Annotated in this window: 21 protein-coding genes and 2 tRNA genes; 3 read left to right on the top strand and 20 right to left on the bottom strand. The window is 63.0% G+C overall.

The window, feature by feature from the left end; all coding sequences use genetic code 11:
- Positions 1-124 precede the first annotated feature (124 nt).
- Both KY495_RS16400 and KY495_RS16395 read right to left on the bottom strand, forming a co-directional pair.
- A tRNA-Asn gene (locus tag KY495_RS16400) sits at positions 125-200 on the bottom strand.
- A 49-nt stretch (positions 201-249) separates the two neighbouring features.
- A complete protein-coding gene (locus tag KY495_RS16395) occupies positions 250-840 on the bottom strand; it encodes an outer membrane beta-barrel protein (RefSeq protein WP_219880448.1) in 591 nt (196 codons plus the stop codon).
- Positions 841-1,108: 268 nt separating this feature from the next.
- Here KY495_RS16395 and KY495_RS16390 point away from each other — a divergent pair, with 268 nt between their 5' ends.
- A complete protein-coding gene (locus KY495_RS16390) occupies positions 1,109-1,660 on the top strand; it encodes a hypothetical protein (RefSeq protein ID WP_219880447.1) in 552 nt (183 codons plus the stop codon).
- A 47-nt stretch (positions 1,661-1,707) separates the two neighbouring features.
- Here KY495_RS16390 and KY495_RS16385 read toward each other — a convergent pair.
- Together KY495_RS16385 and KY495_RS16380 are read right to left on the bottom strand one after the other, a co-directional pair.
- Positions 1,708-1,783, bottom strand: a tRNA-Asn gene (locus KY495_RS16385).
- A 114-nt stretch (positions 1,784-1,897) separates the two neighbouring features.
- Positions 1,898-3,112: an amino acid aminotransferase gene (locus KY495_RS16380; RefSeq protein WP_219880446.1), complete on the bottom strand. Its 1,215-nt coding sequence runs from the start codon at positions 3,110-3,112 to the stop codon at positions 1,898-1,900.
- 102 nt (positions 3,113-3,214) lie between these two features.
- Between KY495_RS16380 and uvrB the strand changes: the two genes are divergently transcribed.
- Complete coding sequence (uvrB, locus tag KY495_RS16375) at positions 3,215-5,302, top strand: excinuclease ABC subunit UvrB (protein ID WP_229518332.1); 2,088 nt, start codon at positions 3,215-3,217, stop codon at positions 5,300-5,302.
- 52 nt (positions 5,303-5,354) lie between these two features.
- On the opposite strand, the gene KY495_RS16370 is transcribed toward uvrB, so the two are convergent.
- The 6 genes from KY495_RS16370 to KY495_RS16345 form a co-directional block, all read right to left on the bottom strand.
- Complete coding sequence (locus KY495_RS16370) at positions 5,355-6,452, bottom strand: HAF repeat-containing protein (protein ID WP_219880445.1); 1,098 nt, start codon at positions 6,450-6,452, stop codon at positions 5,355-5,357.
- 200 nt (positions 6,453-6,652) lie between these two features.
- The gene (locus KY495_RS16365; RefSeq protein ID WP_219880444.1) at positions 6,653-7,633 is read right to left on the bottom strand and encodes a CsgG/HfaB family protein; all 981 of its coding nucleotides are present in this window, start codon (positions 7,631-7,633) and stop codon (positions 6,653-6,655) included.
- A 92-nt stretch (positions 7,634-7,725) separates the two neighbouring features.
- On the bottom strand, positions 7,726-8,325 hold the full coding sequence (locus KY495_RS16360) for a MarC family protein (RefSeq protein ID WP_219880443.1): 600 nt from the start codon (positions 8,323-8,325) through the stop codon (positions 7,726-7,728).
- Positions 8,326-8,403: 78 nt separating this feature from the next.
- Complete coding sequence (locus tag KY495_RS16355; RefSeq protein ID WP_219880442.1) at positions 8,404-8,949, bottom strand: phosphoribosyltransferase; 546 nt, start codon at positions 8,947-8,949, stop codon at positions 8,404-8,406.
- A gap of 12 nt (positions 8,950-8,961) precedes the next feature.
- Complete coding sequence (locus KY495_RS16350; RefSeq protein WP_219880441.1) at positions 8,962-10,275, bottom strand: adenylosuccinate synthase; 1,314 nt, start codon at positions 10,273-10,275, stop codon at positions 8,962-8,964.
- A 5-nt stretch (positions 10,276-10,280) separates the two neighbouring features.
- Entirely contained in the window at positions 10,281-11,435 is a 1,155-nt protein-coding gene (locus KY495_RS16345; protein WP_219880440.1) for an ATP phosphoribosyltransferase regulatory subunit, read from the bottom strand.
- Between the two features lie 326 nt (positions 11,436-11,761).
- Between KY495_RS16345 and KY495_RS16340 the strand changes: the two genes are divergently transcribed.
- Positions 11,762-13,540 (top strand): GGDEF domain-containing phosphodiesterase, encoded by a 1,779-nt coding sequence (locus KY495_RS16340; RefSeq protein ID WP_219880439.1) that lies wholly within the window; start codon positions 11,762-11,764, stop codon positions 13,538-13,540.
- Between the two features lie 125 nt (positions 13,541-13,665).
- Here the strand turns inward: KY495_RS16340 and hflC are convergent, their stop codons facing one another.
- From hflC to KY495_RS16290, 10 genes are all read right to left on the bottom strand, one after another.
- Positions 13,666-14,559, bottom strand: a complete 894-nt coding sequence (gene hflC, locus KY495_RS16335) for a protease modulator HflC (RefSeq protein WP_219880438.1) — start codon at positions 14,557-14,559, stop codon at positions 13,666-13,668.
- A complete protein-coding gene (gene hflK, locus KY495_RS16330; protein WP_219880437.1) occupies positions 14,559-15,809 on the bottom strand; it encodes an FtsH protease activity modulator HflK in 1,251 nt (416 codons plus the stop codon). The genes hflC and hflK overlap by 1 nt, the downstream gene beginning before the upstream one ends.
- Positions 15,810-17,039, bottom strand: a complete 1,230-nt coding sequence (gene hflX / locus KY495_RS16325) for a GTPase HflX (protein ID WP_219880436.1) — start codon at positions 17,037-17,039, stop codon at positions 15,810-15,812. It lies immediately after the preceding gene.
- Positions 17,040-17,072: 33 nt separating this feature from the next.
- Positions 17,073-17,309 (bottom strand): RNA chaperone Hfq, encoded by a 237-nt coding sequence (gene hfq / locus KY495_RS16320; protein ID WP_026354376.1) that lies wholly within the window; start codon positions 17,307-17,309, stop codon positions 17,073-17,075.
- Positions 17,310-17,461: 152 nt separating this feature from the next.
- The gene (der, locus tag KY495_RS16315) at positions 17,462-18,805 is read right to left on the bottom strand and encodes a ribosome biogenesis GTPase Der (RefSeq protein WP_219880435.1); all 1,344 of its coding nucleotides are present in this window, start codon (positions 18,803-18,805) and stop codon (positions 17,462-17,464) included.
- 4 nt (positions 18,806-18,809) lie between these two features.
- The gene (gene bamB / locus KY495_RS16310) at positions 18,810-19,964 is read right to left on the bottom strand and encodes an outer membrane protein assembly factor BamB (RefSeq protein ID WP_219880434.1); all 1,155 of its coding nucleotides are present in this window, start codon (positions 19,962-19,964) and stop codon (positions 18,810-18,812) included.
- A gap of 101 nt (positions 19,965-20,065) precedes the next feature.
- Positions 20,066-20,737: a tetratricopeptide repeat protein gene (locus KY495_RS16305; RefSeq protein WP_219880433.1), complete on the bottom strand. Its 672-nt coding sequence runs from the start codon at positions 20,735-20,737 to the stop codon at positions 20,066-20,068.
- A 60-nt stretch (positions 20,738-20,797) separates the two neighbouring features.
- Positions 20,798-22,144, bottom strand: coding sequence for a histidine--tRNA ligase (gene hisS / locus KY495_RS16300; protein ID WP_219880432.1), 1,347 nt, complete (start codon positions 22,142-22,144; stop codon positions 20,798-20,800).
- Between the two features lie 44 nt (positions 22,145-22,188).
- Positions 22,189-23,460, bottom strand: a complete 1,272-nt coding sequence (ispG, locus tag KY495_RS16295) for a flavodoxin-dependent (E)-4-hydroxy-3-methylbut-2-enyl-diphosphate synthase (protein ID WP_219880431.1) — start codon at positions 23,458-23,460, stop codon at positions 22,189-22,191.
- Positions 23,461-23,474: 14 nt separating this feature from the next.
- Positions 23,475-24,437, bottom strand: a complete 963-nt coding sequence (locus KY495_RS16290; RefSeq protein WP_219880430.1) for a helix-turn-helix domain-containing protein — start codon at positions 24,435-24,437, stop codon at positions 23,475-23,477.
- Between the last annotated feature and the right edge of the window lie 10 nt (positions 24,438-24,447).

Here is a 24,447-nt window from a genome sequence, read left to right as displayed (position 1 = left end):
ATCACAATATCAGGCGCGGTCTGCGCAACGGTCATGCTGACCGCCCGTGAATGCAAAAAGCCCGCTCTTCCACAGGGAGGCGGGCTTTCGGCTTTCACACGCATTGGCGCAGGAAATATGATTCTGGCTCCCCGACCTGGACTCGAACCAGGGACCTGCGGATTAACAGTCCGTCGCTCTACCGACTGAGCTATCAGGGAAAAGAGGCCGCATTATAGCGGCCCGCGCAATTATTTAAAAGTAGTAATTCTAAAAGTAGTAATTCAGCAGGACGCCCACGTGATTGCCATCGTGCTTGCTGACGAAGTCCCTGGTTTCGTATTTTTCGCTGACGTAGCGCACTTTCACACCCAGGCTCGGGTTGATGCTGTACTCGCCTTCCAGCACCAGTCCCGTGCTGTTCTTGAACTCGAAGTCGCCAATGTCGCCCGCGCCGCTGCTGCTCAGCTTGGGGCTGTTGACGAAGCGGGCGCCGCCGCCGATGCGCCACTGGGGCGACACCTTGTAGTACCCCAGCAGTTCGACAGGATAACGGCCAAAGCGGATATCGCCATTGTAAGCCGTTGCGCTATCGACGTGGTAACCGATGTTGGCTTGCAAGGCCATCTGGTCATTGACCGCGAACTCCGCTCCGGCGTACAGCGCCACCATGGAACCGGCGCGGATATCGATCTCGCCGCCGTCTTCAAACTCGGCCGTGGCAAGGCGGTCACCGCCGAAGGTCAGGCCGGCGCCAGCGAGGAAACGGTAAGGCTTTGGCTCGACCAGGACATAAGTCTGGGCGTGCGCGCTCATGGAAGCCAGCGCCAGGGCGAAGGCAGCTACTGCGATTTTTTTCATGGTCGATACTCATTTTGGCAAGACAAGCGCCCCTGCGCCTATGTCGAAGGCGTCATCATAGATAGCTACTGCCAATTCATCAAAGTTTATATAGGGAATTGTTGGAGAATGTTTACTCTAGCGGGGAGATGCGATGCTGCGCCGCGCAGGCGTCAGCCGGGCGCCACAGCCCAATTGAGGAAGCGCAACATGGCCCGGTTTGCCATCCTGCTCCGCCGCACGAGATTGCATGCTGGAGTCCGCCCACACTTTTTCCTGCGGATCTGCCATGACGACTTTTTCTTCCCTTCTCCTCGCCTGCGCCGGCGCGCTGTGCCTGCCCGGCGCCCAGGCGGCCATCCTGACCTTTGACGACCTGGCTGGCAGCGGCAGCATGCGCGAATATGGGGGCCTGAGCTGGACCGGCTGGCAGCATGCAGACGCCCAGGAAGCGCCCTACTCGCCCGCCTCGGGCAATACGCGCCTGTTCAATATCAGCAATGACAATGCTTTCGCGGCCGTCACCGCCTTCCAGTTCCAGGGCGCCCATTTCGCCGGCTATGCCACTGTCAGTTTTCACATGTTCCTCAACGGCAGCCTGGTAGCGGTCTCGGACTCGCTCACCACCAACGGCAGCGCCGCCTTCCTCGCCAGCGGGTATGGCGGCATGGTGGACAGGGTCAGCGTGATGGCCGACCTGCCTCAGTACTTCGTAATGGATAACGTCATGATAAACAGCGCGGCACCGGTGGCTGTGGCCGAGCCGGCGGGCCTGCTGCTGATGGCCGGCGGCCTGGGCGCGCTCGCCCTGCTGCGGCGGCGGCCGGCGAGGAAAAACTGAGCGGAAATTGAAAAAGGCCACGTTCTTCAACGTGGCCTTTTGTATTCTGGCTCCCCGACCTGGACTCGAACCAGGGACCTGCGGATTAACAGTCCGTCGCTCTACCGACTGAGCTATCAGGGAAAAGAGGCAACATTATCTACGCTGCAGTGGGCGCCGTCAAGCCTGGCACCGCTGCTTCGCATTTCCTGAAGCCATCCGGATCACACGATTCGCGCGATCCGAAGAAGCAAGATATTAGAGGACTTTCGCGATCGCGTCAATGACACGATCGATATTTTTCGAATTCAGGGCAGCGACGCAGATGCGTCCCGTATCAACCGCATAAATCGAATGCTCGGTGCGCAGGCGCCCCACTTGTTCCTTGGTCAGCCCCGAATAGGAAAACATGCCAACCTGCTCGCGCACGAAATCAAAGTTGTGCTCCGGCGCTTTTTCCTTGAGCTTGGAGACGAAGGTGTTGCGCATTTCCTTGATGCGCACGCGCATGCCGGCCAGCTCGTCTTCCCACAGCTGGCGCAGTTCCGGCGTGGTCAGCGCGGTGGCCACCACCTTGCCGCCATGGACCGGCGGGTTGGAGTAATTGGTGCGCACCACGCGCTTGAGCTGCGACAGCAGGCGCGCGGCTTCCTCGGCGCTCTCGCCCACCACCGACAGCGCGCCAACGCGCTCGCCGTACAGCGAGAACGATTTGGAAAACGAATTGGAAATCAAAAGCGGCCCGCCGGCGGCGGCAAACTTGCCCACCACCGCGCCGTCTTCGGCGATACCGCTGCCAAAGCCCTGGTAAGCCATGTCCAGGAACGGCACCAGTTCGCCCGCACGCACGGCGGCAATGACCTGGTCCCACTGGGTGGCCGTGAGGTCGGCGCCGGTCGGATTATGGCAGCAGGCGTGCAGCAGCACGATGGCACCCTTTGGCATGGCCTGGATATCGGCCAGCATGCCGGCAAAGTCGACACCGCGCGTGGCCGCATCGTAGTAACGGTAGTTGTTGACCGTAAAACCGGCGCTTTCAAACAGGGCGCGGTGGTTTTCCCAGCTCGGATCGCTGATGTAGACCTGCGAGTCCGGCGAAAAGCGCTGCAGGAAGTCGGCGCCGATCTTGAGCGCGCCGGTGCCGCCGATGGCCTGCACCGTGACTGCACGCTTGTCTTGAATAATCTGGCTGTCGGCCCCAAATACCAGTTCCTGCACCGCCTTGTCGTAGGCTGCCAGGCCTTCGATCGGGAGGTAGGTGCGCGGCGCCTGCTGCTCCATCAGGATCTCTTCCGCTTTGCGCACGCAGGCGAGCAGCGGCACTTTGCCGTTGTCGTCATAATAGACACCGACACCCAGATTGATTTTTTCCGGGTTGGTGTCGGCATTGAATGCCTCGGTAATGCCCAGGATAGGGTCGCGCGGGGCCATGTCGATGGCCGAGAAAAGGGTGGCGGAAGCTGAGGAGGTCATCTGATAAACTTGGTTGTCGGCTGAAGTTGTATAGACAGCGGCCCTTATAAACACTGGGCTGCTTGCGGGACTACCATTCTAACCCAACAAAGGTCTGATCGTATGGCTGAACTATCCGTTGCACATGACCCGGCACCGACCGTTGTCACCTTTCCCGATTCGCCGTTCAAGCTGCACCAGCCCTTCCCGCCCGCGGGCGACCAGCCTACGGCCATTGCCGGCCTGGTAGAAGGCATCAACGACGGCCTGTCGTTCCAGACCCTGCTCGGCGTGACCGGTTCGGGCAAGACCTACACCATGGCCAACGTGATCGCGCAGGCGGGCCGGCCGGCCATCGTGTTCGCACCCAACAAGACGCTGGCGGCGCAGCTGTACGCGGAGTTTCGCGAGTTCTTCCCGCAGAACGCGGTGGAGTACTTCGTCAGCTACTATGACTACTACCAGCCCGAAGCCTACGTACCGCAGCGCGACCTGTTCATCGAAAAGGACTCGTCGATCAACGAGCATATCGAACAGATGCGCCTGTCGTGCACCAAGTCGCTCATGGAGCGGCGCGATGTGGTGATCGTGGCCACCGTGTCGGCCATTTACGGTATCGGCAATCCCAACGAATACCACCAGATGATCCTCACGCTGCGCGCCAAGGACAAGGTCGCGCAGCGCGACGTGATTGCGCGCCTGATCCAGATGCAGTACACGCGCAACGAAGTGGACTTCGGGCGCGGCACCTTCCGCGTGCGTGGCGACACCATCGACATCTTCCCCGCCGAGCATGCGGAGCTGGCAATCCGGGTCGAGATGTTCGATGACGAGATCGAGTCGCTGCAGCTGTTCGATCCGCTCACGGGCCGCGTGCGCCAGAAGATCCCGCGCTTTACCGTCTATCCGGGCTCGCACTATGTCACGCCACGCTCCACGGTGCTGCGCGCGATCGAATCGATCAAGCTCGAACTGCGCGACCGGCTCGAATTCTTCCGCAAGGAGAACAAGCTCATTGAAGAGCAGCGCCTGGAGCAGCGCACCCGCTTCGACCTGGAAATGATGGCCGAAATCGGCTTCACCAAGGGCATCGAGAACTACTCGCGCCACCTGTCGGGCGCCATGCCGGGGCAGCCACCACCTACGCTGGTCGACTACCTGCCCAAGGACGCGCTCATGTTCCTGGACGAGTCCCACGTGCTGGTAGGCCAGCTCAATGCCATGTACAACGGCGACCGCTCGCGCAAGACCAACCTGGTGGACTATGGCTTCCGCCTGCCGTCGGCGCTGGACAACCGCCCGCTCAAGTTCGAGGAATTCGAGGGCAAGCTGCGCCAGACGATTTTTGTCTCGGCCACCCCGGCGGAATACGAGCGTACCCATGCCGACAACGTGGTGGAACAGGTGGTGCGGCCCACCGGCCTGGTCGACCCGCAAGTGATCGTCAAGCCGGCGCTGTCGCAGGTGGACGATCTGATGTCGGAAATCCAGGACCGCATCGCCAAGGATGAACGGGTACTGGTCACCACGCTCACCAAGCGCATGGCCGAGCAGCTCACCGATTACCTGGGCGACCACGGCATCAAGGTGCGCTACCTGCACAGCGATATCGAGACGGTGGAACGGGTTGAAATCCTGCGCGACCTGCGCCTGGGTACCTTTGACGTCCTGGTTGGCATCAACCTGCTGCGCGAGGGCCTGGACTTGCCCGAGGTGTCGCTGGTGGCCGTGCTGGACGCCGACAAGGAAGGCTTCCTGCGCTCCGAGCGCAGCCTGATTCAGACCATCGGCCGCGCTGCGCGCAATCTCAATGGCGTGGCCATCCTGTACGCCGACAAGATCACCGACTCCATGCGCCAGGCCATCGATGAAACCGAGCGCCGGCGCGCCAAGCAGATTGCCTTTAATGCCGCCAATGGCATCACGCCGGTCGGCATCAAGAAGCAGATCAAGGAACTCATTGACGGCGTCTACAGCCCGCAGCAGGCGCGCGAGACCCTGGAAGAAGCGAAGGAAACGGCCAAGATCGAGTCCATGAGCGAAAAGCAGATTGGCAAGGAAATCAAGCGGCTGGAAAAGCTGATGGTGGACCACGCCAGGAACCTGGAGTTCGAAAAGGCGGCGCAGGTGCGCGACCAGCTCCATGTGCTCAAGACGCAGGCCTTTGGCGCGCCGGGCGCAGACAACGTGGTGTCGATGCTCGGCAAATAGCGTGACCGGCGTGGGCGACCAGTCCGGGCCAGCGCCCGGACTGGCGCGCGCATCAAGCGGGCCTTGGCAGCGGTTTTTCGCGCCGGATGTAGAACACAATGCCCACCGCGGCAGCGGCGGTCAACACGACCGAGAAAATCAGGGTCAGCAGCTCATAACCGCCGCTCACCACCAGGGCGCGCGCCTTCGACGGCATGGTGGCTGCATCGAGCTTGCGGTCAAAAGTGGCCCCGACCACCACCTCGCTGTCATTGATGGAATGGGTCAGATGCAGACCCTTGCCGCCGCGATGGACGGTCAGCCGGCCGTCGCGCCAGACAAACGACTGGCGCTCGTCGCCGCGCAGCACGGTGCCCACCACGTGGCCGGCGTTGTTGATATCGGTGGCAAAACTCGCACCCGGCCCGATCACCGCGCCCAGGTCGGTCATCTTCCCATCTTGATGGATAAAGGCGTGCCAGCGCCCGTCACGGGTCTGCGATGCCCCCACGATCACGCCTGCATCGTTGATGGCCGCGGCAGAACTGGACAGGCCGCCCAGCGTGCCCAGGTCAATCATCCCGCGCGTGTCGTCGTACAGGAAAGCGTGGCGGTAGCCGTCGTGCATGGCAGAGGTGCCGACCACCTGCCCCAGGTTGTTGATGCCGCTGGCGTAGCTGATCTTGCCGCCAAGGGTGCCCAGGTCCTGCATCGGTTCCCCCTTGATGTACTTGAAGGCATGATAGTCACCCTGCGCCGTATCGGCAAAGCCGACGGCCTGCCCGGCGCGGTTAAGGGCCATGCCGAAACTGCTTGCCCCGCCGAGCGTGCCGAGCTGGCGCATGCCGTGCGCCTTGTCGTACAGATAGGCGCGCCATTGGCGGCCAGGGGTCTGGGCAGAACCCACCACCACGCCGTCCTGGTTGATCGCCTTGGCATCGCTGTAGCCGCCCTGCAGGCTCAGTTCGGTGAGCCTGCCTTTTTCGAACAGGACACCATGCTGGCGCCCAAGCTCGTCTTCCAGCACCGCAGCGACCTGCCCGGCGGCGTTCGCGTCGTATGCCACGGTGGACTCGCCGTCCGGCGCGACAATGCGCAGTGAGTTGGTAATGCTCTGGGCAGCAGCCCCGGTACAGCACAGCAGCAATAATGCAGGCCAGATGGATCGCATGAATGTCTCCTTTATAGTTTTTAAACGTTATTTGAATAACTTCCAAAGACTATACGAGGAAACATCCACTATGAGAAGATAAATTTGCTATGACATAGCAATTATGTGTGCCATACGAAAGTCACGCACTGGCAGGTCCGGCAGCCGCAAGCAAAAACGCCCTGCTGTTGCAGGGCGCTCCGCTTGCGCGCGAAACAGATTTATTGCTGGGCCGGCGCTGTCGATACCAGGGTGCGCTGCACCCAGCCGCCCGCCACGTTCTCGCCATCGATGCGCACAAAGCCATCGCGTTCCTCACCCGTGGCAATGGCCTCTTCCGAACGCTTGAGCGTCCCCATGAGCTTGCTGCTTGCGCGCGGCTCGGTGAATACTTTCACCGTTGCCAGGCGCGCGAACACGCTGGCGCCGGCTGCCACCGGTACGCCTTCGCGGGTCGACGCCGATGCGTTGACGCCGCTGGCGTGGCTGCGCGTCTTGACCAGGCTGGCCTGGCCGCGGATGGTGCCCACGATGCGGTTGTAGTTGTCCAGCAAGCTGGCGGCCACCATCTTGCCTTCCGGCGTGCTGGTGTAGCCGCCCAGGCTGGAGTACCCTGCTCCACCCCAGTTCCAGCCGCTCACGCCGAAATCGGTCTTCTTGGCCATTCCTTCGGCCGCAGCCACCTGGATGCCGGAGCGGACATCGGCAATGAGCAGCGCCGTCTGGGCTTCCTTGAACTTGATATTGCCGGCGATGCCGCCCACGATGCCGCCCAGTCCGCCAAGGAACTTGCCGCCATAGGTGCTGAGCGCGCCGCCGACGCCACCGGTGTCGCCGGCGGTGAACTGCACGCTGGGGGTCATCACGAAATCGGCCGCCTGCATCTGGCCCTTGCCGATATTGCTGCCCCCGAGCATCTCGCCGCTGGCAGCCAGGGCCCGTTCTTCCTGCAGGTTTTGCATGGCCACGCCGCGCTCGACGACGGTGAAGCAGTTCGACTGCTGGATCATGATGCGCAGCAGGGATACGGGCGAACCGAGCCCATAACTTTGCAGCTGGTGCTGGCTGGCACCCTGGTTTTCGCTGACGGCGATGGTGCCAAGGGGGCGCTCGCAACGTTCGACATTGCTGGAGGTCTCCTGGGCATGGGCGCAAGAGCTGGCAAGCGCCAGGGCGGCAAAGAGTGGCAGTCCGGATTTCATGTTCGTCTTGTAGAGTTGCAAAGAGAGAATTCTAACAAGAAAGACAATGCAAAATCTATAACTTGTTGAAATTCTCTCTATGTTGCGCACTCCTACAACGACTTGATGAATTCCCTCAGACCGGCGAGGAACATTTCGACGGCGATCGCGGACAGGATCAGGCCCATCAGACGCTCGAAGGCCGTCATGACCTGGGGCCCGAGCCTTTTCTGGAGCCGCTCGGCCGACAGGAACACGGCCAGCCACACCACGGCCACCGCCGTCAGCGCGCCCACATTGACCATGATGTCGGCGGCGGTATCGGATGCAAACAGCAGCACCGTGGCCAGCGCCGACGGTCCCGCGATGGCGGGAATGGCAAGCGGCACAATGAACGGCTCGCCGCCATCTTCGCTGGTGCCGAACGGGCCACCCGGCTGGGGGAACACCATGCGCAGCGCGATCAGAAACAGGATCACGCTGCCGCCGATGCGCAGCGAAATATCGGACAGGTGCATGGCCGCGAGCAGGTGCCGGCCAAAGAACATGAACAGCAGCAGCACCGCAAAGGCGATCAGGCACTCGCGCACCACCACCTTCCAGCGGCGCTCGGGCGCCACCTGCTGCATGGCGCTGACAAACAGCGGTACGTTGCCGAATGGGTCAGTGACGAGAATGAGCAGGATGAAGGTCTGGATGAAGGTCTGGGTCATGGCAGGTCAAGAGGATCGGGTATAAAAAAACCGGGCGCACAGGCCCGGTTCCATGGTACGTCACGCAAGCGCAGCCAGTCAGGCGGTCTTGTCGAACTTCTTCATCCACGCGGCCAGCTGGTGCGGGCGCAGGCCATCGTAATCCTCGAACGGCTGGTGGATCCACGGGTTGTGCGGCAGTTCGTCCAGGTAGTAGTCAGGACGGATCGACGAGCAGCCCTTGAGCCAGATGACGGCCGACTTCACCTCGGTCACGCCGGGGAAATTCTCCGACAGGTGGCGCGTGACCTTCTGCAGCGTCACGCCCGAATCGGCCAGGTCGTCCACCAGCAAAATCTTGCCTTCCAGCGGGCCGCGGGTCATGGTCATGTACTTGGCAATATCGAGGTCGCCGCGCACGGTGCCCGCTTCTTCGCGGTAGGAGCTGGTCGACAGGATCGCCAGCGGCACGTCGAAAATGCGCGAGAATACATCGCCCGGACGCACGCCGCCGCGCGCCAGGCACAGCACCTGGTCAAACTTCCAGCCCGACTCGTAGACCTTGAGCGCCAGGCGCTCGATCAGGCGGTGGTACTCGTCCCAGGATACCCAGAGGTCGTTTTCAGTCGATTGTGGGGTGGTCATGAACAGCTCCTCTTATTCGAACGGGTGGCGCAGAACGATGGTCTCGACGCGGTCAGGACCGGTGGACACCATGTCGATCGGGATGCCGACCAGTTCTTCGATACGCTTGATGTAGGCACGGGCGGTGGCAGGCAGGTCGGCCAGCGACTTGGCGCCGACGGTGCTCTCTTTCCAGCCCGGCATCTCTTCGTACACTGGCTCGCAGCGGCCCGCGTCTTCGGCGCCCACCGGGAAGATGTCGACATCCTTGCCGTCGATCTTGTAGCCGGTGCACAGGCGCAGCGTTTCCAGGCCATCGAGCACGTCCAGCTTGGTCAGGCACATGCCCGACACGCCATTGATCTGGACCGAACGGCGCAGCAGCGCGGCATCGAACCAGCCGCAGCGGCGGGCACGGCCCGTGACGGTGCCAAATTCGTGGCCGACCGAGGACAGGTGGTGGCCAACGCCGGCATCGGTCGGCAGTTCGGACGGGAACGGACCGGAACCGACGCGCGTGGTGTAGGCCTTGGTAATGCCCAGGATGTAGTGCAGCATGCCAGGACCGACACCGGCGCCGGCCGAGGCATTGCCGGCCACGCAGTTGGACGAGGTCACGAACGGATAGGTGCCATGATCGACGTCGAGCAGCGAACCCTGGGCGCCTTCAAACAGCAGGTTGCCGCCGGCCTTGTGGGCCGCGTACAGGGCCGACGAGACATCGGTGACCATCGGCTTGAGGCGCGGCACCAGGGCCATGGCGTCGTCAAATGTCTTCTGGAAGTCAACCGCGTCGGCCTTCAGGTAGTTGGTCAGCACGAAGTTATGGTAGTCGAGGTTTTCGCGCAGCTTCTCGGCGAAGCGGGTCTCGTTGAGCATGTCGGCGATGCGGATCGCGCGGCGCGCGACCTTGTCTTCGTAGGCCGGGCCAATGCCCTTGCCGGTGGTGCCGATCTTGTTCACGCCGCGCGCCGCCTCGCGCGCCACGTCGATGGCGACGTGGTACGGCAGAATGGCCGGACAAGCTTCGGAGATCTTCAGGCGCGACACCACTTCCACGCCGATGGCCTGGAGCTTGTCGATTTCGCGCATCACGTCCGGCACCGATACCACCACACCGTTACCGATGTAGCAGGCCACGCCTTCGCGCATGATGCCCGACGGGATCAGCTGCAGGGCCGTCTTCTGGCCCTTGATGACCAGCGTATGACCTGCATTGTGACCGCCCTGGAAGCGGACCACGCCCTGGGCGTTATCGGTCAGCCAGTCGACGATCTTGCCCTTGCCTTCATCGCCCCACTGGGTACCGATGACAACCACGTTCTTTGCCACGTTTTTCTTTGACATCACACTCAACCTAAGTTTTTAAGAATCCAGTTACCGTCTTCGAGGACAAGTACGCGATCGTACTCGAACTCGTCCTGCTCGTTGTCATGACCCGGCAAACTCTGGATCACGACTTCGCCTGCCTTGCGCAGCCCGGCGATGACCTCGCGCAGCTCGGGCGCATTGCCCCAGGGTGCGCAGATCGAATGTTTGCGTTCGGCAGTCGGCAGGAGCCGCGCCAGTTCGCGCAGGTCGAGCGAAAAGCCGGTGGCGGGACGGGCCCTGCCAAACGCTTCGCCGACATGGTCATAGCGGCCGCCATTGGCCACCGAATTGGGCAGGCCCGGCACGTACAGCGCAAACATGGCGCCGCTTTCATAGGTGTAGCCGCGCAGGTCGGCCAGGTCGATGGCGACTTGCGCGCGGCCCAGGGCCGATCCGGCCAGCGCCGCCAGTTCGGCCAGGGCGCGCGTGATGCCGGGCGAGGCCGGCAGCACCTCGCGCGCGCGGGCCAGCACATCGATGTCGCCGTACAGGCCGGGAAGCGCCAGGAAGGCCGCGCGCGTGGCCGGCGCATAGTGCGCGCTGATCGCGTCCAGCCCCGGTGTATCCTTGGCGCGCAGCAGCGCGTACAGTGCCGCTTCGTCCCTGGCAGCGATCGGATCATCTGCCAGCAGCGAGCGCACCACGCCCACGTGCGCCAGATCCAGCCGCACTTCGGTAAAGCCGGCCATGGCGAGCGAGGCCAGGGCCAGCTCCTGGATCTCGGCATCGGCCTCCAGGCCGGCGTGGCCGTAAATTTCGGCGCCGATCTGGAGCGGCTCGCGCGTGGCATGCAGGCCGCTCGGGCGCGTGTGCAGCACGCTGCCGGCGTAGCACAGGCGCGTGACGGAATCGCGATTGAGCAGGTGGGCGTCGATGCGCGCGACCTGGGTCGTCATGTCGGCGCGCAGGCCCAGCATGCGGCCGGAGATCTGGTCCACCAGCTTGAAGGTGCGCAGGTCGGTATCCTGGCCGGCACCGGTAAGCAGCGAGTCGACATACTCGAGCAGCGGGGGCATGACCAGTTCGTATCCGTACAGGCGGAAGTTGTCCAGCATCAGGCGGCGCAGCTCTTCGATCTTGCGCGCTTCCGAAGGCAGGACGTCAGCGATATGTTCAGGCAGTAGCCAATTTGGCATAAGCGGAAGGCATGGTTAAAAAAGTTTGGCGGCCAAAATGCTGCGCCGAACCATCAATTTTACCCGAAATTGAAACAGACAACCTAGGAAATTGGTAAGCGGACAATCGCAGCCGGCGCCCCGGCCCACCCCTGCTTTATCTGCCAGACAAGCCTGCCCCCATTAGAAGGAACATTCTGCGGCACGCCCGCCACACTTTTCCGGTGTGGCAGGTAACGTTTTCCAGGCAGTGGTATAGTGTATTGCCCTACTGCACTTATTCGTGAAATTGACAGTTCCAGGTTGAGAGTGACCATCGAGAACTGCCTGGAGCCGAAATTCCCACCATGTCCACCACCAATGCAGCCTGCCTGCCGCGCGAAATCCAGAGGCTGGAGGCGCTGCGCAAACTGAATATTCTCGACACCGTGCCCAGCGACTCGCTGGACCGGATCACGCGCATGGCCGCGCAGCTGTTTGGCCTGCCGATAGCGGCCGTGTCGCTCACCGACCATGACCGCCAGTGGTTCAAGTCCAAGGTCGGCGTGGAGCATGATGCGATTCCGCGCTACCGCGCACCCTGCGCCCAGGTGGCCGACCATAACCGTGTGGTGGTGGTGCCGGACCTGCTGCAGGACCCCGAATTTTGCGACAGCACGCTGGCGCGCTCGGGCATCCGCTTTTACGCCGGCGCGCCCCTGACCACGTCGGACGGGCACTGCCTCGGCGCCGTCTGCGTGCTGGGCCAGGAGCCGCGCGAAGTGACGGCCCAGGAACTGGCATCGCTGCAGGACATGGCGGCCATGGTGATGACACAGATCGAACTGCAGCACGCGATCGGGCGCATGGATTCCATGAGCGGCCTGCCCAACCGCAACCAGTTCCGGGAAGACGTGGACGAACTGGCCCGGCTCGACCCGCACAGCCCGGTGCGGCTGGCCGTGGTGGTCAACCTGGCCACGCCCCAGCAGCTCGACAGCGCGGTGCGCGTCATGGGCTCGTCTTACCTGGACGGCTTGCTGGAGCAGGCTGCCGGCTGGCTGAAGCAATGTATCGGACCGGGCACCCGGCTCTATCACGTGGGCACCTCCAAGTTCGCCTTCGTGGCCGACGCGGGAACCGAGATCAGCACCTTCACCGCCGTGGCGAAGCAGTGGCTGGTGCAGCGCCGCCAGTGGGGCGCGGCGCGCTATGTCACCACGGTGACCTTTGGCCTGGCCAGCTTCGTGCCCGGCGCCGCCGATGGCCTGGACGTGCTGCGGCGCTGCCACAACGCGGCCCAGGACGCGGAAGACGCCGAACAGGATGTGGGCTGGTATTCGGCGGCGCAGGACGAAACCTACCAGCGCCGTTTCACGCTGCTCAATGCCTTCAGCGCAGCCCTCGAAAGCGAGGGCCAGCTCTCGCTGGTGTTCCAGCCGCGGGTGGACCTGGCAACGGGCCGCTGGCTTGGCGCCGAGGCCCTGCTGCGCTGGACCCACCCTACCCTCGGCCCCGTGTCGCCGGCGGAGTTCATCCCGATCGTGGAAAAAACGTCGATCGCCCGCGCCACCACCGAATGGGTGATGGAAGCGGCCATGCTGCAGCTGGCAGCATGGCGCGACGCCGGCATGGAGGTCCAGGTTGCGGTCAATGTCTCAGCCACCAACCTGATCGAGCCTGACTTTGCAGAGGGCGTTATCGCGCGCCTGCAGCGCCATGGCCTGCCGCCACGGCTGCTGGAAATCGAAGTCACGGAAAGCGCGGTCATGACCAACCCGGTGCAGGCCGAACAAGCCCTGCGCTCGCTGAGCGCGGCCGGCATCAGCCTGGCCATCGACGATTTCGGCACCGGCTACAGCAGCCTGGCCTACCTGCAAAAGCTGCCCGCCAATGTGGTCAAGATCGACCGCTCCTTCATCCAGCAGCTTGAACAGAACCCGGACGGCGCCCTGGTCAAGGCCATGATCGTGCTGCTGCATCAGCTGAACTACCGGGTGGTGGCGGAAGGCATCGAGACCGCCGCCATGGGCGAGCTGCTGCAGTCGATGGGCTGCGACGAAGCGCAGGGCTACTGGTATGCGCGGCCGCTGCCTTCGCCGGCGTTTCTCAGCGGCTGGCAGGCCCAGGCGGCAGAGCAGGCATAAGCGCCCAGCGGCGCGGCCCACATAAAACGACGACAAAAAAGGCGCAGGGATCGAATCCATGCGCCTTTTTTTTTCGCACTGCTCACTTGTGCGTGTTCGTGCCGGCTTGTAGTGCCGGCTTGTACTTACTTGGCCTTGGCCGGCGCCGCGGCGCCACCCGGACTGCGGAAGTACTTGAAGAATTCCGAGTTCGCGTCGACCACCATGACGTCGCCATGGCTGTTGAAGGAGGCGCGGTACGCCTCGAGCGAACGATAGAACTTGTAGAACTCGGGACTCTTGCCAAACGCTTCAGCGTAGATCTTGGACGCCTGGGCGTCGCCCTGGCCCTTGATTTCCTCGGACGCGCGGAATGCGCGCGACAGGATCTCGGTGCGCTTGCGGTCCGCTTCGGCGCGCAAGCCTTCCGACTCGGCCGAACCGGTCGAGCGCAGCTCGTTGGCAGCCTTGACGCGTTCTGCCTTCATGCGCTCGTAGACCGAGGCATTGATCTCGTCGACATAATCGACCCGCTTGAGGCGCACATCGACAATGTCGATGCCCACCAGCGCCGCCTCGCCCACCACTTTTTTCTGAATCGCCGCCATGACGGCCGCGCGCTGGCCTGAAATCACATCGCGCACGCTGCGCTTGGTGATTTCATCGTTGAGCGCAGCCTTGACGATCTGCGCCAGGCGGTCGCGCGCGCGCGCCTCGTCGCCGTTGAAGCTCACGTAGTACTTGAGCGGCACGGCGATGCGCCACTTGACGTAGGCATCGACCAGGATGTTGGTCTTTTCAGCAGTGATGAAGCGCTCGGCGTCGGGCGTGTCGAGCGTGAGCACCTGCTTGTCGAGGAAAACCACGTTCTGGAACGGCGCCGGCAGCTTGAAGTACAGGCCAGGCTCGCTGTACACCTCGCTCACCTTACCGAAGGAGAACAGGATCGCGTGACGCTTCTGGTTGACCACGAACAGGGTGGACGACAGCAGCATGATGGCGATAAAACCCGCCACTACCAGGGTTACAACTCGATTCATTAACGGCTCTCCCGATCACGTGATGCATCGCGGCTGCGGTTGTCCCGCTGGCGCACCTGGTCCAGCGGCAGCATGTCGGCCGCCGACGGTGCCACCTGCACCGGTCCGGACTTGGCGCCGACTGCGGCATCATTGGCTGCGGTCTGGGCAATGAGCTTGTCCAGCGGCAGGTACAGCAGGTTGCTGCCCGACTTGGCGTCAACCAGCACCTTGCTGGCGCTGGTGAAGACCTGCTGCATGGTGTCGAGGTACATGCGGTCGCGCGTGACGGCCGGCGCCTTCTGGTATTCGGCATACACCTGGTTAAAGCGCGCCGCGTTACCGGTCGCGTTTTCTACCACCATGGTGCGGTAGGCTTCGGCCTCCTGCACCAGGCGCTTGGCCGTACCCTCGGCCTGCGGCAGGATCTGGTTGGCATAGGCTTCGCCTTCGTTCTTGGCGCGGGCCTTGTCCTGGCCTGCCTTGTTGACGTCTTCAAAGGCGCCCTGCACCTGCTCCGGCGGCTGCACGTTCTGCATTGTCACGTTGGTGAACTGCACGCCCAGCTTGTACTCGTCGGCCAGCGACTGCATCAGCTGCTGGGTATCGAAGGCCACCTTTTCGCGGCCCGCGTACAGGACGAAGTCGGTCTGGTTGCGGCCTACCACTTCGCGGATCGAGGTTTCGGCGATCTGGCGCACGGTTTCTTCTTGCTCGCGGTTGACGAACAGCCAGGCAATGGGATCCTTGATGGTGTACTGGACGGCGAACTGCACGTCGATGATGTTGGCGTCGTCGGTCAGCATCAGCGCTTCCTTGGGCTGCTTGGTACGGGCCGTGCCGCGGTAGCCGATTTCCTCGGTGCGCACCTGCGAGACATTGACCGTCTCGTGCGACTGGAACGGTGCCGGCCAGCGCCAGTTCAGGCCTGCCGGAGCACTGTGGGTCACGCGGCCGAAGGTGGTGACCACCGCCGTATGGCCTTCCTGCACGATGAAGGTGCCCGAGAGCAGCCAGATGACGGCCGCAATACCGGCAATGACGCCGGCAGTGATGCCAGCGCCCTTGCTGTCGGGACGGTAGCCGCCAGGGCCACTGTTGTTGTCGCCGCTGCCGCCGAACATGCGGCCGATGCGGGCGTTAAAGTCGCGCCACATCTGGTCCAGGTCCGGTGGGCCTTCGCCCGGGCGTTTGCCATCCTGGCGCAGCGGGGCGCCCTGCCCTTTGGGCGTCAGCATGGTGCTGACGCGTTGAATGATTGAAGCAAGCATCTATCGTGGTCCGGCATTGGTGGAGGTTTGAATTGCAACCGGTTCGACGTCGGGCGTCATTCCGGCATCGGCATCGTCCTGCTCTTGATCGTGGGCGCCTTCGTCATCGTCATCCTGGGCCCGCGCTGCATCCTGGTCCTGGTACAGATGCGACTGGCCCGGGGCCGTGCGGGCCATTTCAACGACTGCCTCGCGCAGCATGTCGAGACCAGCGCCGGTATGGGCGCTGATGAAAACGCGGCTGATTTTATCATATTCATCACGCTCGACGGCCGGCTCCAGGCCCGCCGCGTCGATCTTGTTCCACACGAGGATCTGCGGAATATGATCGGCGCCGATTTCGCGCAGCACGAGATTGACCTGCTCGATCTGCTCCATGCGCACCGGGCTGGCCGCGTCGACCACGTGCAGCAGCAGGTCGGCATGGATGGTTTCTTCGAGCGTGGCGCGGAAGGCCGCCACCAATTGGTGCGGCAGCTCGCGCACAAAACCGACGGTGTCGGAAAAGACGACATTGCCCACTTCCTCGCCCAGGTAGACGCGGCGCGAGGTGGTGTCGAGCGTGGCGAACAGCTGGTTGGCCACGTACACGCCGGCCTTGGTCAGGGAATTGAACAGGGTCGACTTACCGGCATTGGTGTAGCCCACCAGCGAGACGGAAAAGGTATGGCTTTTGCCACGCTGGCGGCGCTGGGTGGCGTGCTGCTTGCGTAGCTTGGACAGGCGGGTGCGCAAGGCCTTGACGCGCTCGCCAATCAGGCGGCGGTCGGTTTCAAGCTGGGTTTCACCAGGGCCGCGCAGGCCGATACCACCTTTTTGCCGCTCAAGGTGGGTCCAGCCGCGAATCAGGCGCGTGGCCAGGTGCTGCAGCTGCGCCAGTTCCACCTGGAGCTTGCCTTCGTGGCTCTGGGCGCGCTGCGCGAAGATATCGAGGATCAGGCTGGTGCGGTCGAGCACGCGCACATTGAGCCGTTTTTCCAGGTTGCGTTGCTGCGCCGGGGACAGCGCATGGTTGAAGATGACGATTTCGAGATTGTCGTCGGCGCAGGCCTGGCCGATTTCGTCGGCCTTGCCGCTGCCCACGAAGTAGGCTGCGTCCGGGCTGCTGCGCTTGGAAGTGATGGTGGTAATCGGCTCGGCACCGGCCGAACGCGCCAGCAGCGCCAGCTCTTCCACGCTGGCGTTGAAGTCGCCAGCACCAAAATCGATGCCAACTAGTGCTGCGCGCATAGGCCTCCCGCGCTTAACTTGAGGCCCATCGCCTTATTCAGCTTCGGAATCAAGATTGAGATTGACAGCGCGAGCTGGTACCACGGTGGAGATTGCGTGCTTGTAAACCATCTGGGTGACGGTATTGCGCAGCAGGACAACATACTGATCGAACGATTCAATGTGTCCCTGGAGCTTGATGCCGTTGACCAGGTAGATCGAGACGGGTACGTGCTCCTTGCGCAAGGCATTAAGGAATGGGTCTTGTAACAATTGCCCTTTGTTGCTCATAACAGCTCCGTGATGTTGTTGTAGTTAAAAATTGGAGGCGACTCGCTTGTTTTCAAGTGCCCAGGCCATCATTCTTAAAAGGCGAATGATGTCACCTGGGTACTGTAACCTGTTTTACAAATTTCTGTCGTTCGGCCAGCCAGCCGGCGGCCTTATTTTGCCCCTCTGGCAAACGGGTTCTTACCAACACGCAATTCGATCCGCAGCGGCGTACCGACCAGATTGAAGGTATCGCGGAAATGCTTTTCCAGGTAGCGCTTGTACGGCTCGCCAATCGCATCGAGGGCGTTGCCGTGAATCACGATAATTGGTGGATTCTGGCCACCCTGGTGAGCATAGCGCATTTTTGGACGGATCGAGCCCTTGCGCTTCGGTTCCTGCTTTTCCACCGCTTCGATCAGGGCGCGCGTCAGGCGCGGCGTGGACAGGTCGGCCGTGGCGGCCGCATACGCCGCATCGACCGACTTCATCATCTGGGCAATGCCGGAGGCCTTCAAGGCCGAGATGAAATGGGTCTTGGCAAACGACAGGAAGTCCAGCTTGCGGTCGAGGTCGATCTTGATTTCATCGCGCTCGTCCGACTGCAAGCCATCCCATTTGTTGACCGCCACCACCAGGGCGCGGCCGGATTCGAGGATGAAGCCGGCAATATGGGCATCTTGCTCGGAAATGTCTTGCTGGGCGTCCAGCAGCAGGATGACGACGTTCGCTTCCGAAATCGATTGCAGTGTTTTGACGACTGAAAACTTTTCAATGGCTTCAAACACCTTGCCGCGGCGCCGGATGCCGGCCGTGTCGATCAGGGTGTAATTGCGGCCATCGCGCTCGAACGGAATTTCAATCGAGTCGCGCGTGGTGCCCGGCATGTCGAAGGCAATCACGCGCTCTTCGCCCAGCAGGGTATTGACCAGGGTCGACTTGCCCACGTTGGGGCGGCCGACGATGGCGATCTTGACGCCGCGGTCGGCCTTCTCCAGCTCTTCCGGTTCGTCCGGGCGCGAGGCAAATGCTTCGTTGAGCGCTTCCTCGACCAGGTCGGCCACGCCATCGCCGTGGGCGGCCGAAATCACATACGGGTCGCCCATGCCCAGTTCATAGAAGTCGGCCACGACGCTCGTGTACTTCATGCCCTCGCCCTTGTTCACCACCAGCATGACCTTGCGGCCCGACTTGCGCAGGAAATCGGTGATGGTCTTGTCGTGCGGGGTCAGGCCCTGGCGGCCGTCGACGATGAACACCACCACGTCCGCCTCGGCCACGGCCTGCTTGGTCTGCAGCGCCATCTGGAACATGATGCCTTCCTTGGCCACGGGCTCGAAGCCGCCCGTGTCAATGACGAGGAAGGGACGCTCGCCCACGCGGCCTTCACCATAGTGGCGGTCGCGCGTGAGACCTGGCAGGTCGGCCACGAGCGCATCGCGCGAGCGGGTGAGGCGATTGAAAAGAGTCGATTTTCCGACGTTGGGGCGACCAACTAATGCTATTACCGGCTTCATGGTGTTATTCGACCGCGATCGCGGTCACAGTCCCAGATTGTGTTTGAAAGATCAGATTCGTGCCGGCCACCACGGGCTGCGAGGTGATCGCACTGCCATCGGTCGCCGCACGGGCAAGAAAGGCGCCATCTTCGCGCGAGAGGAAGTGGACGATGCCCTGGTAGTCGCCCACGGCGATGGCGCGGCCATACGAGACCGGGGTCGAGACACTGCGGTAGCCCAGCTTGTCGTTCTTCCAGACGCTGGAGCCGCCTTCGCGGTTGAATGCCGAAATGGCACCCTTGTCGTCGACCGCAAACAGGAAGCGCTGGTCTAGCGCCACGCCCACGTGCGAAGACAATTCCTTGGTCCAGCGGGGCGCGCCCGTGGCCACGTCAAAGCAGCCCACGCGGCCCTGGTAGGAAGCGGCGCACACGTCGTCGTCCAGCAGCGCCGGCGCGCCGCCGATGTCGGTGACGCGCTCGAGCTCGGTCGCGCCACGCGCTTCGCCCACCGCCACTTCCCAGCGTGGGGCGCCGGTGGCCAGGTTCAGGGCCAGCAGCTTGCCGCCCGGCTGGGCGATGATGACTTCCTTGCCCTTCACCGTCATGCCCGGCGCGCCGCGCAGGGTCAGGGGCGGGGCCACGCGCTGCACGGTCCACTTCTGGGTGCCGGTCTTGGCGTCATAGCCGACGATGCGGTTGTCGATCGAACGCACCACCACCACGCCCTCGCCCACCGCCGGCGCGGACAGCACTTCGCTGGACGCCTGCTGCTTCCACAGCTGCTTGCCGTCCATGTCAAAGGCCAGCACCGCGCCCTTGACGCCGCCGACCGCAATGAAATTGCCGTCCGAGCCCACGCCGGCCGTCAGCGGCACGGCGGTCTTGATGCGCCACAGCGGGCGGCCGGTGGCCGATTCCACCCGCGCCAGGGCGCCGGGGGCGCCGGCCACGATCACGGTATTGCCCACCACGGCCGGGGTAAAGGCGTAGTTGTCGGACTTGCCCATGTCGAGCTTCCAGGCGGTCCGCACGGCCATGGTGGCCTTGAGTTCGACCAGTGGCGACGGTGGCGTGGCCTTGCTCTTGGAGGCAAAGGGGTTGAGCGAATTTAAGGTCGAGCAACCGGCCATCAGGGCCAGCATACCTACTCCGACAAGCTTCTGGGTAATACGCATAGTGTTGTACCTTGTTTCAGACTCGGTGATTAGCGCATACGGCCCGCCCGTACCTTGGGCACGGGCGGGCCGCACTGGGAAAATCGAACTGGCTGCGCAGCTTATGCAGCAGCCGCAGCGGCCGCACCAGCCTTCGGCGCGGGGGCGGTGCCGCCAATGGCTTCCAGCTTGAGCTGCACCAGCTGGCGGCCCGGGTTCTTGTCATCCATCGCGTTGAGCGCGGCCAGGTAGGCGGCGCGCGCTTCGGCGATCTTGTTCTGTGCAACCAGGATGTCGCCCTTGCGGTCGGACACGGCGCCTGCGAACTGTGGCAGGATGCCGGTGCCAAGCTGCTGCATGGCTGCATCGTACGCTTTTTCGTCCAGCAGCACGCCGGACAGGCGGATCCTGGCCAGCGACTTGTATTCATCGTTGCCGTTGTCGATCACCCACTGCAGCTGGGCCTTGGCGGTCTTGAGGTCGTTGATGTCGAACGCACTCTTGGCCGCGGCCAGGGCAGCCATCTGGGCGTAGGCGCTGCTCTTGTACTTGGACTGCACATCGGCTGCCATGCGCTGCACCTTGGCGTTGTCCTTGGTGGCCAGCGAGGCCTGCAGCTGGTCGTACAGCACCGACGCTTCCACTGCCTGCTTGCGCTGGTAGTAGTTGTAGTAATTGTAGGCTGCGTAGGCACCGAACACGAGGATCAGGACCGTCATGATCAGATTGCCCCATTTTTTCCAGAAATCCTGCAGCGTTGCTAGTTGTTCCTGTTCTTCGTGATCGTATGCCATGGTCTTCTTTGATGTCGGTAATGAGGTAATTAAAATAATGCGGTGCTGCCGGCGGCGCGCTTACGGATGATAATGCACGTGCTCGTGATCGTGGTCATGATCGCCCACGATCTGGCCGACCAGGTAGTCGACCACATCGTCAAACGCCACGCTGGCCTGCTGGCCCGCGCCTTCCTTGCCGCGCATGGCCTTGACCGCCGCCGTGTTGTTGGCAATTTCATCGTCGCCCAGGATCACGGCAAAGGCCGCGCCCGCGCCGTCCGCCTTTTTCATCTGGGTCTTGAAACTGCCAGGACCGCTCGCCGCCGCGCAATGTAGCACAACATCGAGGCCGGCATCGCGAATTCTCTCGGCCAGCACGAATGCCTGCATCTGCGCCGCCTGGCCCTGGTGCACCATGTAGACGTCGCAGGCAGCCGGCTCGCTCATGTCGCCGGCCTGCTTCATCAGTTCGATCAGGCGCTCGATGCCCATGGCGAACCCGACGGCCGGCGTCGGCTTGCCGCCGAACGATTCGATCAAGGGGTCGTAGCGCCCGCCGGCGCAGACCGTGCCCTGCGAACCCAGTTCGGTCGTGACCCACTCGAACACGGTGCGGTTGTAATAGTCAAGCCCGCGCACCAGGCGCGGATTGACCTTGTAGGGAATATTGTTGTGGTCCAGGATGCGCTTGACGCCTTCGAAGTGGGCCACCGATTCGCCTTCCAGGTAGTCGAGCAGCTTGGGCGCATTGTTGACCAGCTCCTGCATGGCAGGATTCTTGCTGTCGAGGATGCGCAGCGGATTGGCGTGCAGGCGGTTTTTTGCCTCGGTATCGAGCTGGTCGATGTTGGCTTCAAAGTAGGCGATCAGGTCGGCGCGGTGGCGCTGGCGCTCCGCTGCGTCGCCAATGGAATTGATCTCGAGCGCGATGTTTTCCAGTCCCAGGTCATCCCACAGGCGGCGGCACAGCATGATCAGTTCGGCGTCAATGTCCGGCCCTGTAAAGCCGATCGCTTCGGCGCCCACCTGGAAAAACTGGCGATAGCGGCCACGCTGGGGCTTTTCGTGACGGAACATCGGTCCCTTGTACCACACGCGCCTGGGGCCTTCATAGACCAGGTTATGTTCGATGACCGAACGCACCACGCCGGCCGTGCCTTCCGGGCGCAGCGTGAGGGCGTCGCCGTTCATGGAATCTTCAAAGGAATACATTTCCTTTTCCACGATATCGGTCACGGCGCCGATGGCACGCTTGAACAGGGCCGTGTCTTCCACGATGGGCGTGACGATTTTCTGGAAGCCATAGCTCTTGAGCACCGAGTGAACGGTGTTTTCAAACAGTTCCCACAGCGGCGCATCGGCCGGCAGGATGTCGTTCATGCCTTTGACAGCGGTGATCTTTTCAGGTTTCTTATTATCGGACATCGATGATTGCTCTTATGTTCTTGGAATGTGAAGGCGCAGCCGGCTCAGACCGTGACCGCTGTCTTGCCGTAATTTTTTTGCACGTAGGCCAGCACGATGGCCTGGAATTCCTGCACGATGTTTTCGCCGCGCAGCGTGACCACTTTCTGGCCATCGACAAAAACGGGCGCGGCCGGCGACTCGCCCGTGCCGGGCAGGCTGATGCCGATATTGGCGTGCTTCGATTCGCCAGGACCGTTGACGATGCAGCCCATCACCGCCACGTTCATGCCTTCCACGCCGGGATAGGCTTTTTTCCACTCGGGCATCTGTTCGCGCAGATAGCTCTGGATATTGTCGGCCAGTTCCTGGAACGTGGTGGAGGTGGTGCGCCCGCAGCCCGGGCAGGCGATGACCATCGGTGCGAACTTGCGCAGGCCCATGGTCTGCAAGATTTCCTGGCCCACGATCACTTCGCGCGTGCGGTCGCCGCCCGGTTCGGGCGTGAGCGAAATGCGGATGGTGTCGCCAATGCCTTCCTGCAGCAGTACCGACAGCGCCGCCGTGGAGGCGACGATGCCCTTGCTGCCCATGCCCGCTTCGGTCAGGCCCAGGTGCAGCGGATAGTCGCAGCGGCGCGCCAGTTCGCGGTACACGGCGATCAGGTCCTGCACGCCCGAGACCTTGCACGACAGGATGATCTTGTCGCGCGCCAGGCCCAGCTCTTCGGCGCGCACGGCGTTTTCAATGGCCGAGGTGATGAGCGCCTCGTACATGACGGCCTGGGCGCTCCAGGGCTGCTCGCGCAGCGCGTTTTCATCCATGATGCGCGCCAGGAGGGCCTGGTCCAGGCTGCCCCAGTTCACCCCGATGCGTACCGGCTTGTCGTACAGCGCGGCCATTTCGATCATCTGGGCAAACTGGGTGTCGCGCTTGGCGCCCTGCCCCACATTGCCGGGATTGATGCGGTACTTCGACAGTGCGCGCGCGCAGTCCGGATAATCGCGCAGCAGCGTGTGGCCGTTGTAATGGAAGTCGCCCACCAGCGGCACGTCGATATCCATGCGGTCGAGCTGCTCGCGGATGTAAGGCACGGCGGCGGCCGACTCGGGATTGTTGACCGTGATACGCACGATTTCAGAGCCGGCGCGCGCCAGTTCCTTGACCTGGATGGCAGTGCCGATCACATCGGCGGTATCGGTATTGGTCATGGACTGCACCACCACCGGGGCGTCGCCGCCCACCCACACCTTGCGTTCGCCGTGCGACACGAGCACGCTGCGGCTGTTGCGGCGCGCCAGGGGGCCGGAAGGAATCGCTAAATTCGATGAAGACATGTTACGGGCCTGCTTTACTGAAGGTTGATGCGGGCCACGCGGCCGCCCGGCGCTTCCGGCAGCGCGACCGGGGCGCCGCGCAGGGTGGCGCTGACGGCAGCGGGCTTGCCAACGACGAGCATGACCGGCTCCTTGACCGTGACGGTTTCAATGGTGCCTGCCTTGACCAGGCCCGAGAACAGGGGACGGCCTTTTTGAGCCGGACGCACCTCGATCCAGGAGTCTTCGCGCACCGACAGCACCAGGGCATCCTGAGCCGCGGCAGGGGCGCCAGGGGCGGCCGCAGCAGGCACGCCGGCGGCCGGGGCGGCGGGCGTGGTACCGGGGACCGGCGCCGTGCCGCCCGGCTGGGTGGCCGGCGGCACCGAAATGAGTGGCACGGCATTGTTGATCACGGGCGGATGGGCATCGGCCGGCACGGCAGCGGGCGCCGGAGCGGTAAGCGTGCCGTCCTGCACAGGCGGGGGCAATGGTGTCAGCACCGCGTCGCCGGCGGCGGGCGCTGCCGGCGCGGTGCGCGCCACCAGCGAAGACGGGATCAGGCCGGCCTGCCAGGCACCGGCAGCCGCTGCCACCAGCAACACTACGCCGCCGATGGCGAGCAGCGGCATCTTGCTGGAGCGCTTGCCATTGGTTGGAAAACGCGACTGGGAAAAAGTGGCCGGCTTGCTGTCGCGGCGCGGCGCCGTCGACATGGTATCGCCCGTTTCGCCCGTATCCAGCGCGATCTGGGCCACCAGGGGCGCCGCGTCGAGCTTGACGATCTTGGCGTACGCGCGCACGAAGCCGCGCACCACGGCCGGTCCCGGCAAGCTGGCGTAATCACCCTCTTCCAGCGCGACTACCTGGCGCACGGCCAGCTTGAGCTGGTCGGCTACCTGTTCCACTGTCCAGCCCAGCGCTTCGCGCTCGGCCGCAAGGGTCTTGCCCGGAATACCGTGGTTCGGCACCGGCTGGTCTACCCGATCTGCACTCATTGTGGTTCCT

Source organism: Massilia sp. PAMC28688 (assembly GCF_019443445.1).
Taxonomy (GTDB): domain Bacteria; phylum Pseudomonadota; class Gammaproteobacteria; order Burkholderiales; family Burkholderiaceae_D; genus Telluria_A.
Note: the sequence above shows the minus strand (reverse complement) of the source record. Positions and strands in the feature narration are given on the sequence as shown.